This window comes from Microbacterium sp. SD291, assembly GCF_017355365.1.
Classification (GTDB): Bacteria; Actinomycetota; Actinomycetes; order Actinomycetales; family Microbacteriaceae; genus Microbacterium.
On record NZ_JADIJR010000066.1, the window covers coordinates 1 to 1,988 of the forward strand.

Genomic DNA, 1,988 nt, shown 5'->3' on the forward strand with positions numbered 1-1,988 from the left:
ATTCGCCGCAGAGCGCTTGTCTAGGCAAGTGAGTTCATCCGGACGCTGTCGGGCCCCAGCGACAGGGCTCGACGTCGGAAGCTCGTGAAGTGTTGGTACTCGTCGACCTCAATGGACGTGCCCGAAAGATTGTGGGCTCATCCCAATCGGGGGTGTAGGAGTTGGGGTCTGAAGCCGCCGGTCTCGAGCAGGCTTCGGGCGATGTAGTTGGTCAGGTTGCGGAACCCGAGTGCGGAGCCGCGCAGGTGTTCGAGCCGTCCGTTGAGTGCCTCGGTCGGCCCGTTGCTGGTGCCGGGTCGTTCGAAGTAGGCGAGCACGTCGGCGGCTCGCTTCTTCAGGGTCCGGCCCAGGGTGGTGAGCTCGGTGAGCACCTTGGGGACGCCGGCGCTGAGGTCGGTGATCAGCTTCTCCATGAGCTCGCGGCCGCGTTGCCGGTCCCCGTGGCGATAGGCGGCGATCATCCGCTGGTAGACACCCCAGGTCGCCTCGACCTCGACGTGAGCGTCATCAACGAACAGCGCGCGTAGCCTGTCGCTCTGCTTGTCGGTGAGCAGGTCCGAGCCGGTGTGCAGCGTGCGCCGCGACTTGTAGAGCGGATCGTCCCTGAACCCACGGTGCCCGTGGATCGCGAGTTGGACCCGGCGCCGGCACCTGTCGAGGGCGTCACCGGCCAGGCGCACGACGTGGAAGGGATCCATCACCGTGACCGCGTCCGGGATCTCCTCCGCAGCGGCGGTCTTGAACCCGGTGAAGCCGTCCATCGCGACCACCTCGACCGCGTCACGGAAGGCGTCGTCGCGGTCGGCGAGCCAGGTCTTGAACGCCGCCTTCGACCGGCCCTCGACCATGTCCAGCAGCCTTGCTGGGCCGGCGCCATCGCGGACCGGGGTGAGGTCGATGATCACGGTGACGTACTTGTCGCCACGCCTGGTGTGGCGCCAGACGTGCTCATCGACGCCAATCACCTTCACGCCCTCGAACCGCGTGGGGTCGTTGATCAGCAGCCGCTTGCCTTCGGCCAGGACCGCGTTGTTGGCGGTGTCCCACGCGACCCCGAGTCCCTCGGCGACACGGGCGACGGTGAGGTGTGCGACCACGATCCCTTCCAGCGCCCACCGCAGCCCGGTGCGCGAGAGCTTCGCGCGTGGCTCCGCCGCGGCGCTGGTGTCTTGGCGCCACACGTGTCCGCAGTCTGCACAGCGGTAGCGGCGCACTACAACTTCCAGCACGGTCGGTCGCCAGCCCAGCGGCTCGTGGGCCAACCGCCGGATCACGGTGTCACGAGCGGCGCCTTCGCTGCCGCACCGTCGGCACCACTGATCTGGTTCCACCACGCGGCACGCGAGGACCGCACGATCCGGTTCAAGTCGTTGCCCGATCACGCTCAGACCGAGGCCGTCGAGTCGAGCGAAGGCGGTCAGGTCAGGGCGGCCGAAGCCGGCCGGCGGGGTAGCGTCGGGCACGTCGAGGTCTTTCCGATGGATGGCGTAGGAGCCTCCATCGTCGGGAGACCTCGACGTCTATCTGCGGACCGACTCGGCGGGGCGCGATCGTCTCGTGCGTTGGCGGACTACGGGAGCTTGGACGCGAGGACGTCGGCCGCCAGGATCTCGGGTGCTGCGCCGAGGAGGTGCTGGTTGGCCATCAGGCCTGCGACGATGGCGCCGTTGGCGTGGGCGTCGCGAGCGGCCTCGTCGGGGAATGCATCGAAGATCCAGAAGGTGTCGGCGTGGGTCCTAGCCGCGAACCAGACAATCGTTCCTACTTCTTCGTTGGCGAGTGCGACAGCGCCGGCGAGCAGATCTGCGAGCGCGTCGTGCTGTCCATCGGCCGCGACGATCTTGGCGACGAAGGCATACGGAAGTGATGAGGGTGTGGACATGAGGGACTCTCCTTGACGTCGGGGTTCTTCGTGGGGCGAGTTCAGCGTATGACGAGCGAGGGCCGATGGGGAGTGGCGTATACGACAGTATTGCTATTATTAGCGC

The 1,988-nt window shown here is 67.1% G+C and carries 2 protein-coding genes; both read right to left on the reverse strand.

The features are described 5' to 3' along the window. Positions 1-137 precede the first annotated feature (137 nt). Positions 138-1,463 carry an ISL3-like element ISPfr2 family transposase gene (locus IPV10_RS16770; protein ID WP_207485799.1) on the reverse strand — a complete coding sequence of 442 codons (1,326 nt, stop codon included), beginning with the start codon at positions 1,461-1,463 and terminating at the stop codon, positions 138-140. Between the two features lie 107 nt (positions 1,464-1,570). After that, entirely contained in the window at positions 1,571-1,882 is a 312-nt protein-coding gene (locus tag IPV10_RS16775) for a putative quinol monooxygenase (RefSeq protein ID WP_207485801.1), read from the reverse strand. Positions 1,883-1,988: the final 106 nt, after the last annotated feature.

Coding starts and splice junctions, on each gene's coding strand:
- IPV10_RS16775 (WP_207485801.1), bottom strand. CDS start 1,882: ATGTCCACACCCTCATCACTTCCGTATGCCTTCGTCGCCAAGATCGTC.